At 70.8% G+C, this 8,057-nt stretch carries 10 protein-coding genes; 8 read left to right on the top strand and 2 right to left on the bottom strand.

Translation table 11 applies throughout. The annotated features are described in order from the left end of the window. Positions 1-245: 245 nt before the first annotated feature. On the bottom strand, positions 246-770 hold the full coding sequence (locus VFV89_RS03085) for a TetR/AcrR family transcriptional regulator (protein WP_329704433.1): 525 nt from the start codon (positions 768-770) through the stop codon (positions 246-248). Between the two features lie 46 nt (positions 771-816). On the opposite strand from VFV89_RS03085, the gene VFV89_RS03080 reads away from it, so the two are divergent. From VFV89_RS03080 to VFV89_RS03065, 4 genes are all read left to right on the top strand, one after another. Next, positions 817-1,308, top strand: coding sequence for a GNAT family N-acetyltransferase (locus VFV89_RS03080; protein WP_329704432.1), 492 nt, complete (start codon positions 817-819; stop codon positions 1,306-1,308). A 69-nt stretch (positions 1,309-1,377) separates the two neighbouring features. Next, entirely contained in the window at positions 1,378-2,304 is a 927-nt protein-coding gene (locus tag VFV89_RS03075; protein WP_329704434.1) for an ABC transporter ATP-binding protein, read from the top strand. After that, positions 2,304-3,137, top strand: coding sequence for an ABC transporter permease (locus VFV89_RS03070; protein ID WP_329704431.1), 834 nt, complete (start codon positions 2,304-2,306; stop codon positions 3,135-3,137). Before VFV89_RS03075 ends, VFV89_RS03070 begins: the two co-directional genes overlap by 1 nt. Next, the gene (locus VFV89_RS03065) at positions 3,134-3,925 is read left to right on the top strand and encodes an ABC transporter permease (protein ID WP_329704430.1); all 792 of its coding nucleotides are present in this window, start codon (positions 3,134-3,136) and stop codon (positions 3,923-3,925) included. The genes VFV89_RS03070 and VFV89_RS03065 overlap by 4 nt, the downstream gene beginning before the upstream one ends. 11 nt (positions 3,926-3,936) lie before the next feature. Here the strand turns inward: VFV89_RS03065 and VFV89_RS03060 are convergent, their stop codons facing one another. Next, complete coding sequence (locus VFV89_RS03060; protein ID WP_329704429.1) at positions 3,937-4,449, bottom strand: N-acetyltransferase family protein; 513 nt, start codon at positions 4,447-4,449, stop codon at positions 3,937-3,939. On the opposite strand from VFV89_RS03060, the gene VFV89_RS03055 reads away from it, so the two are divergent. The 4 genes from VFV89_RS03055 to recA all read left to right on the top strand — a co-directional run bounded on the left by VFV89_RS03055 (position 4,448) and on the right by recA (position 7,813). Then, entirely contained in the window at positions 4,448-5,593 is a 1,146-nt protein-coding gene (locus VFV89_RS03055) for a class I SAM-dependent methyltransferase (protein ID WP_329704428.1), read from the top strand. The genes VFV89_RS03060 and VFV89_RS03055 overlap by 2 nt on opposite strands. A gap of 4 nt (positions 5,594-5,597) precedes the next feature. Next, a complete protein-coding gene (locus VFV89_RS03050) occupies positions 5,598-5,792 on the top strand; it encodes a DUF3046 domain-containing protein (RefSeq protein WP_329704427.1) in 195 nt (64 codons plus the stop codon). Continuing rightward, positions 5,789-6,613: an S-methyl-5'-thioadenosine phosphorylase gene (locus VFV89_RS03045; RefSeq protein WP_329704426.1), complete on the top strand. Its 825-nt coding sequence runs from the start codon at positions 5,789-5,791 to the stop codon at positions 6,611-6,613. Before VFV89_RS03050 ends, VFV89_RS03045 begins: the two co-directional genes overlap by 4 nt. Positions 6,614-6,763: 150 nt before the next feature. Next, the gene (gene recA / locus VFV89_RS03040; protein ID WP_329704425.1) at positions 6,764-7,813 is read left to right on the top strand and encodes a recombinase RecA; all 1,050 of its coding nucleotides are present in this window, start codon (positions 6,764-6,766) and stop codon (positions 7,811-7,813) included. Positions 7,814-8,057: the final 244 nt, after the last annotated feature.

Here is an 8,057-nt window from a genome sequence, read left to right as displayed (position 1 = left end):
ATCCACGGTCCACGTGGGGCCCTCCACCACCAAGCTCAGCCACGGGCTCATCGGCACCAAGGTGCGTCGGCGTCCAACCGTGGCGACCACCCCACCACTGTGACCCGACACCCGCCCGACGACAGCCCCCAGCAATCTTTTACTACCCAGGTGCGGCGAAGCCGCCGAGAAGCTCAGCCGCCGTCGGTCGAGCCTGTCGAGACCTCCGCAGCGATGGCACCCGCTGGCCCGTCGGTCGCCGCTGGTCATCCGCAGACGGCGGTGCCGACCCGCTTCTCGTCACCGGTGGCCAGGAGGTCGAGCAGGCCACCGCGGAGGAGGGCGAGGGCCCGGGTGCGCTCCACCTCGCCGGCCCTGGTGCGTCGTACGCCGGCCGGCTGGGCGCGCGCCAGCACCTCCAGCCAGTCCTCGACGGTCTGGCGGGCGAAGCCGCTCCATGGACCGCCCGGATCCGTCAGCGACCGGGCGTACGCCTCGACCCACAGCACCAGCAGCCGGCGGTGCCCGGGTGCGCTGAGCCACTCCCACAGGGTCGTGGTGACGGCGTCGAGCCCCTCGCCCTCGATGCCCTCCAGCACCGCAAGCTCCTCCTGCCGTGCGCGGGCGAGCAGGTCCCGGACGAGCCCGTCCTTGGACCCGAACAGGTAGAGCAGCACCCGCGGGCTGCTCCCGACGGCGCGGGCCAGCGGCCGCAGTGACAGGTCGGACAGGCCGTGCTCGAGCACGAAGGCGTACGCCCCCTCCAGAAGCTCCTCGCGCCTTGCCGTCACCCGCGTTAGAGTAACTGAAACGAGTGTTTCAGTAGGAGGTTCACGCATGGGTGTCGCGATCCGGGCCGCGGACCGGCCGGGAGACCTGGGCTGGATGGTCTGGCAGCACGGCGAGGTGTACGCCGCCACGCTCGGGTGGGACACGTCGTTCGAGGCCCTTGTGGCGCGGATCGTGGCCGACTTCGCCTCGGCGGAGCCCGACCCGCGGCTCGCCGGCTGGATCGCCGAGCTCGACGGCGAGCGGGTCGGCTGCGTGCTCTGCGTGCCCGGAGCGGAGCCGCACGAGGCCGTCCTCCGGATCCTTCTCGTCACACCGGACGCCCGCGGCCACGGTGCCGGCCGCGCGCTGGTCGACGCCTGCGTCGCCCACGCCCAGCACGCCGGCTGCACCGAGCTGACGCTCTGGACCAACGACGTCCTCGTCTCGGCGAGACGGATCTACGAGGCCGCGGGCTTCGAGCTCGTCGACTCCGAGGCACATCGCTCGTTCGGGAAGGACCTGGTCGGCCAGCACTGGCGTCTCGCGCTGGCCCACTGAGCGCGCTCCCGGCCAAACCCCGTGAGCGCTGTCGGTGAATATTTGTATGGTCGCGGCGTGACAGACTCGATGATCTCGGCCCGCGGGCTGCGCAAGTCCTTCGGCGACTTCGAGGCGGTCAAGGGGATCGACGTCGAGGTTCGCCGCGGGGAGGCCTTCGGGTTCCTCGGGCCCAACGGCGCCGGCAAGTCCAGCACCATGCGGATGATCGCCGCGGTCTCGCCGGTCAGCGGGGGAGAGCTCCGGATCCTGGGCATGGACCCGGCCGTCGACGGGCCGGCCATCCGCGGCCGGCTCGGGGTGTGCGCGCAGGAGGACAACCTCGACGTCGAGCTCAACGTGCGTGACAACCTCTACATCTACGGCCGCTACTTCGGGCTGCCCAAGGCCGTGGTCAACGAGCGCGTCGACGAGCTCCTCGACTTCGTGCAGCTGACCGAGAAGGCCACCAGCAAGGTCGAGGACCTCAGCGGCGGCATGAAGCGACGGCTGACCATCGCCCGGAGCCTGGTCAACCGCCCCGACGTGTTGCTCCTCGACGAGCCGACGACCGGCCTCGACCCGCAGGCCCGCCACGTGCTGTGGGACCGGCTGTTCCGGCTCAAGCAGTCCGGGGTGACGTTGGTGATCACCACGCACTACATGGATGAGGCTGAACAACTCTGCGACCGGCTCGTGGTGATGGACAAGGGGCTGATCGTCGCCGAGGGCTCACCGCTGGACCTGATCCGCCAGCACTCGACGCGCGAGGTGGCCGAGCTCCGGTTCGGGGTGGCCGAGCAGGGCGAGACCCACGACGCGCTCGCCGAGAAGGTCGCCGACCTCGGCGACCGGGTCGAGGTGCTGCCCGACCGGCTGCTGGTCTACACCGACGACGGCGACCGCGTGATCGCCCGGGTCCACGAGCGCGGCCTGCAGCCCGTCGCGACGCTGGTGCGCCGCAGCACGCTCGAGGACGTCTTCCTCCGCCTCACCGGCCGGACGCTGGTCGACTGATGGCAGCGGTGGTCTCGGCGGGCCCGACCGGAGCGGCCTCCGGCGGTCGGCTGACGCTGTTCGACGGCATCCGCCGCCAGACCGACTACTGGACCGTCGTCTACCAGCGCACCTGGCGCGGGTCGGTCATCACCTCCTTCGTCTCGCCGCTGCTCTACGTGCTCGCCATGGGCGTGCTGCTCGGCGGGTTCATCGAGGCCGACCCCGACGTGCTCGAGGGCGCCACGTCCTACTTCGACTTCGTCGTCCCGGGCCTGATCGCCGCGCACGCGATGCAGACCGCCGTGGGCGAGACGACGTACCCCGTCATGGGCATGATCAAGTGGCAGCGCATCTATGACTCGATGCTGGCCACCCCGCTGGAGTGCCGCGACCTGGTGGCCGCACACCTGTCGTTCGTGCTGTTCCGGCTGGCCACCACGTGCGGCGTCTACATGCTCGTGCTGGCGCCGTTCGGCGTCTACGGCAGCTGGTGGGGGCCGTTCGTCGCCTTCGCCTGCCAGCTCCTGGTCGGCATGGCCTTCGCGGTGTGGGTCTACGGCTTCAGCGCCCGCCTCTACTCCGAGGAGGGCTACGGCATCCTCTTCCGGCTGGGCGTCTTCCCGCTGTTCCTGTTCAGCGGTGCGTTCTTCCCGGTCAGCAACCTCGGCACCGTCGGCGAGTGGATCGCGCGCTGCACCCCGCTGTGGCACGGCGTCAACCTCTCCCGGATGTTCGCCCTCGACAACGTCACCTGGTGGGTGGCCGCGGTCAACGTCGCCTACCTGGCGCTGCTCACCTTGGCCGGCTGGTTCTGGGCGGTCTCCGGGCTCGAGAAGAGGCTCGTCTCGTGACCACGGTCCAGGTGCAGCCCCTCGGCGCGGTCCGCGCGACCGCGCTGCTGGTGCAGCGCAACTACATCGTCTACCGCAAGGCGTGGAAGCTGTTCCTCACCGGCTTCTTCGAGCCGTTCTTCTACCTGCTGTCCATCGGCATCGGCGTCGGCCAGCTGATCGACACCTTCGAGTTCAACGGCCGGCAGATCCCCTACGCCGAGTTCGTCGCACCGGGGATGCTGGCCGCCTCGGCGTTCAACGGCGCGCTGATCGACGCGACCTTCAACACCTTCTTCAAGCTGAAGTACATCAAGCTCTACGACCAGATGCTCGCCACCCCCCTGAGCACCAGCGACGTGGCGCGCGGCGAGGTGTCGTGGAGCCAGCTGCGCGGGTCGGCCTACGCCGCGGCCTTCCTCGTCGTCATGACCGCGATGGGGCTGGTGCACTCGTGGTGGGCGATCCTGGCCTTCCCCGCCACGATCCTGATCGGCTTCGCATCCAGCGCGGTGTGCATGGCGGCCACGACGTACATGAAGAGCTGGCAGGACTTCGACAAGATCACGCTCGTCCAGCTGCCGCTGTTCCTGTTCTCGGGCACCTTCTTCCCGCTGAGCGCCTTCCCCACGCCGGTGCAGTGGCTGGTCGAGTGCACGCCCCTCTACCGTGGCGTGCTGCTGTGCCGCGAACTGACGACCGGCGCGCTCTCCTGGGGCTCGCTGGTCTCGGTGGCCTACCTGGTGGCCCTGGGCGTGGCCGGCCTGGTGGTCGTACGCCGTCGCCTGGGCGTGCTGCTGCTCACCTGAGCCGACGCCACCTACGCCAAGGTCAGCCCCCACAGCGCGGTGTCGATCCAGCGGTCGAACTTCCACCCGACCTCGGGCAGCAGCCCCACCTGCTCGAAGCCGCAAGCGCGGTGCAGCGCCTCGCTGGCGTCGTTCGGCAGCGCGATCACCGCCAGCACCTGGTGGACGCCGTCAACTCGCAGCCGCTCCAGCAGCTCGTCGTACAACAGGCGCCCCATGCCCCGGCCCCGCGCGGACGCGTCGAGGTAGACCGAGACCTCGCGGGTCCGGGCGTACGCCGGTCGCGGGCGGTAGGACGACGAGTACGCGTAGCCCACGACCTCCGGTCCGGGAGCCGCCACCAGCAGGTGGTCGCCGGGCTCGGAGCTGGCCAGCCTGGCCTCCCAGTAGGCCGTCCCGGGCGACGAGAGGTCGAAGGTCGAGATCGCGGTGCGCACCTGGTCGTCGTAGATGGCTGCGATTCGCGGGAGATCGGCAGGAACCGCGTCGCGCACCGTCACGGGGTCCATCATGATGTGCGCCATGAGCGGACAGGGCATCGTGCCGGACACGAAGGACTGGACGTGGGTCCTCGACGAGCGATGCCCCGACTGCGGCTTCGACGCCGGTGGCGTGGATCCGGCCGAGATCGGCCCGGCCGTCCGGGACAACGCCCGGGGCTGGCTCGCCGTCCTGGCCCAGCCCGGGGCGACCGAGCGGCCGGACGAACACACCTGGTCACCGCTGGAGTACGCCTGTCACGTCCGCGACGTGAACCGGAAGTTCACCGAGCGGCTGCAGCTGATGCTCGACCACGACGAGCCGCAGTTCGCCAACTGGGACCAGGACGCCACCGCCGTCGAGGACCGCTACGAGCTGCAGGACCCCGCCGTCGTGGGACCCGAGGTCGTCGAGGCGGCCGAGGTCGTCGCCGCGACGTACGACGAGCTCGCCGGCGCCGACGAGCGCACCCGGGGGCGCCGCGGCGTGCGCAGCGACGGCAGCGTCTTCACCGTCGACACCCTCGGCCGCTACCACCTCCACGACCTGGTGCACCATGCCCACGACGTCCGGGACTTCGCGGCCCGCGCCACCGTGGCGGCCTACGACGTGGACGCCGAGGCCTTCAGCGACGGTGTCTCGAAGCTCAGCGACGAGTTCGACGCCGAGCTCGACTGGTTCGCGGGAGCCGTCGGGGATGGGGGTGCGGTGCTCGAGATCGGCAGCGGCGGTGGCCGCGACGCGGCCGCGCTCGAGAAGCGCGGGCTGACCGTGCGGCGTAGCGACATCTCGCCGGGGTTCGTCGAGCTGATGCGCAACCGCGGCTACGACGCCGACGTGCTGGACCCGCTGACCGACGACCTCGTCGACGAACGGCACGGCCCCTACGACGGCGTGTGGGCCTGCGCCTGCCTGCTCCACGTGGCCCGCGAGGACGTGCCGACGGTCCTGACCCGGCTGGCCGGCGCGACGAGAGTGGGTGGCGTCCTGGGCATGTCGCTCAAGGAGGGCGACGGCGAGGAGTGGTCGACGCACGGCCACGTCCGCGGGCCGCGCCGGTTCGTCTACTGGCGCGAGGCCCCGCTGGGCACGGCGCTCGAGGACGCCGGCTGGCGGGTGCACGAGATCAACCACCGGACCACCAGCAACGGGCAGCCCTGGCTCGTCACCCGCGCCGTGCGATCCTGACCGCGTGAGGCACACCGAGTTCTGGTCGCGGATGGAGGATGCCCTCGGTCCGACCTACCACCGGGCCTGGGCGCGCCAGTTCGTCATGGCCGAGCTCGGCGGCCGGACCGCCCAGGAGGCGCTCGACGCCGGCGTACCGCCCAAGCAGGTGTGGGCGGCCGTGTGGCGCGCGCTCGAGCTCCCGGCGTCGGAGAGGTGAGCGTTCGGTCGGGCCCGGCAGAGGTCGCCGTGATCGGCGGCACCGGCTTCTACTCCTTCCTGGAGGCCTCCTCGAGCGACCTGGAGGAGCACGCGGTCACCACGCCGTACGGCGACCCCTCCGCACCGGTCGCCGTCGGCACCGTGGCGGGGCGGCGGGTGGCGTTCCTGCCGCGGCACGGCAGGCACCACGAGCACCCGCCGCACGGCATCAACTACCGCGCCAACCTGTGGGCGCTCGCCTCCCTGGGCGTGACCCAGGTGCTGGCGCCGTGCGCGGTGGGCGGGCTGTCGTCCGACGTCGCGCCGGGCGACCTCGTCGTCCCCGACCAGCTCGTCGACCGCACCACCCGGAGGGTGTCGTCGTACGTCGAGCACGGCGCCACCCACCTGCCGTTCGCCGACCCCTACTGCCCACGGGTCTCCGAGGCGCTCGTGGCGGCGGCACCCGACGTACGCCGCGGCGGCACGATGGTCGTCATCGAGGGCCCGCGCTTCTCCACCCGAGCGGAGTCGCAGTGGTACGCCGCGCAGGGCGGCACGCTCATCAACATGACCGGCGCCCCCGAGGCGGCGCTGGCCCGCGAGCTGCGGCTCTGCTACGCGGCTCTCGCGCTGGTGACCGACATGGACGCCGGCGCCGAGGCCGGGTCCGGAGTGGGGCAGGCCGAGGTCTTCGCCCGGTTCCGGGACAACCTCGTTCGGCTCACCGGCCTGCTCACCGCCGCCGTCGCTGCGCTGCCCGACCCGGCCGGGTGCACCTGCTCGACCTGGGCGGACGGGATCGAGCTGACCTACGACACGCCGCGCGTCGTGCGTTGAGTCGAACACCTGTTCGGCTAGTTTCGGTCCACAGGTGCGACGCCGGGGCAGCTTCTCCACAACCCGACGACCGGTAGGACCGGATGTCGGCGGCGATCCCTAGCGTCGAAGGAGCACCTGAGACCTCACGACAAAGGAAGGCAACGGCACATGGCTGCTGCAGACCGCGAGAAGGCGCTCGACGTCGCCCTCGCCAACATCGAGAAGCAGTTCGGCAAGGGTTCGGTCATGCGGCTCGGCGACGAGTCGCGCGCGCCGCTCGAGGTGATCCCGACCGGGTCCATCGCCCTCGACATCGCCCTCGGCATCGGCGGCCTGCCGCGCGGCCGGGTCGTCGAGATCTACGGGCCGGAGTCCTCCGGCAAGACCACGGTCGCCCTCCACGTGGTGGCCAACGCCCAGCGCGCCGGCGGCATCGTCGGCTTCATCGACGCCGAGCACGCGCTCGACCCTGAATACGCCAAGAGCCTCGGCGTCGACACCGACGCGCTGCTGGTCTCCCAGCCCGACTCCGGTGAGCAGGCGCTCGAGATCGCCGACATGCTGATCCGCTCCGGCGCCCTCGACCTGATCGTCATCGACTCGGTGGCCGCCCTGGTGCCTCGCGCCGAGATCGAGGGCGAGATGGGCGACAGCCACGTCGGCCTCCAGGCCCGGCTGATGAGCCAGGCGCTGCGCAAGATGACCGGTGCCCTCAACAACTCCGGCACCACCGCGATCTTCATCAACCAGCTGCGGGAAAAGATCGGCGTGATGTTCGGGAGCCCCGAGACCACCACCGGTGGCCGGGCGTTGAAGTTCTACTCCTCGGTCCGTCTCGACGTGCGTCGCATCGAGACCCTCAAGGACGGCACCGACATGGTCGGCAACCGCACCCGGGTCAAGGTCGTCAAGAACAAGGTGGCCCCGCCGTTCAAGCAGGCCGAGTTCGACATCATGTACGGCAAGGGGATCAGCCGCGAGGGCGGCCTGATCGACGTCGGCGTCGAGGCGGGGATCATCCGCAAGGCCGGCGCTTGGTACACCTACGAGGGCGACCAGCTCGGCCAGGGCAAGGAGAACTCGCGCGGCTTCCTCGCCGACAACCCCGACCTCGCCAACGAGATCGAGAAGAAGATCCTCGAGAAGCTCGGTGTCGGCCCGACGGTGGCCGACGAGACGCCGGCACCGGCCGAGCCGGTCGGCGTCGACGACTTCTGACCCACACGATGGTCGAGCCCGTGATGCCGGACGGTGGCTGAGGTGCGAAGGCGTTCTGCGCCTGAGCCTCGAAGCACCACGCCGACGCCGGGACTGGACCCCGGCTGGTCGAGCCTGTCGAGACCTCCGCAGCGATCGCACCTGGGTTCGCGCTGCGGTCGGCTCGACTCGCAAGAGGGGAGGCAACGTGACTGAGGACCAGCCCCCACCTGCCTGGCTGGGCGATGTCGCTGACGGCGTCGAC

The organism is Nocardioides sp., assembly GCF_036274455.1.
GTDB lineage: Bacteria > Actinomycetota > Actinomycetes > Propionibacteriales > Nocardioidaceae > Nocardioides.
The sequence above is the reverse complement of the archived record's forward strand: the minus strand, read 5'-3'. Positions and strand labels throughout refer to the sequence as shown.

Coding starts and splice junctions, on each gene's coding strand:
- VFV89_RS03080 (WP_329704432.1), top strand. CDS start 817: ATGGGTGTCGCGATCCGGGCCGCGGACCGGCCGGGAGACCTGGGCTGG.
- VFV89_RS03075 (WP_329704434.1), top strand. CDS start 1,378: ATGATCTCGGCCCGCGGGCTGCGCAAGTCCTTCGGCGACTTCGAGGCG.
- VFV89_RS03070 (WP_329704431.1), top strand. CDS start 2,304: ATGGCAGCGGTGGTCTCGGCGGGCCCGACCGGAGCGGCCTCCGGCGGT.
- VFV89_RS03055 (WP_329704428.1), top strand. CDS start 4,448: ATGAGCGGACAGGGCATCGTGCCGGACACGAAGGACTGGACGTGGGTC.
- VFV89_RS03060 (WP_329704429.1), bottom strand. CDS start 4,449: ATGGCGCACATCATGATGGACCCCGTGACGGTGCGCGACGCGGTTCCT.
- recA (WP_329704425.1), top strand. CDS start 6,764: ATGGCTGCTGCAGACCGCGAGAAGGCGCTCGACGTCGCCCTCGCCAAC.